This is a genomic window from Vibrio sp. 1288 (assembly GCF_033344475.1).
Genome location: NZ_JAWPOX010000823.1, coordinates 1 through 590 on the forward strand (window position 1 = coordinate 1; position 590 = coordinate 590).

At 45.9% G+C, this 590-nt stretch carries 1 protein-coding gene; it reads right to left on the bottom strand.

Annotated elements, in window-relative coordinates:
- Positions 1 to 528, bottom strand: a 528-nt coding sequence (locus R8O11_RS29575) for a PepSY domain-containing protein (RefSeq protein WP_318195172.1), incomplete at its 3' end; no start/stop codon positions are given.
- Between the last annotated feature and the right edge of the window lie 62 nt (positions 529 to 590).

The window sequence follows — 590 nt, forward strand, 5'->3', positions numbered from 1 at the left end:
AAGCCAGAGATACAAGCCCGACACCAACAGTAAAATACCTAAGCTGGCTGATATTTCGATTAAACGATCGCCAAGCTCACCAATTAGCAAGGTGCCATGAATGTTATTCATCAGCTCATAAACGCTGTCTGAGCGATCAATAGTGCCTTGAACCTCGCCCGTGTATGGATTGACTGCAGCAACGAGCGAACGTCCATCTTCCGCTTTAATTGAAAACCGGTTGGCAAGATGCGCTGTTTTGGCAGGCACAAATTGAGTAACGCTGAAATCGGGATAGGCTTGCTTAACCGACTCTAACTGGACGGACACTGGTACTTTGTGCTCTTGCTGCACCACTTTTAGCGTAGTCTCATAACGAGCCAGTTCAATCTCATCATCAAACAGCATCACCAGTCCGGTGACGGACAGCATGAGCATAAATGGGATAACGAATAATCCTGCGTAGAAATGCCATCGCCACGTCATAAAGTAGATGGATTTTGCGCGCGACGCTTCCTTGAGTTGAGGCTTTGTTGAGTTTCTCAACATGTTTATTTCCTTTTCATTTTTGCACACCAAAAACGCAGACCAAATGCTTCCCCCACATACTT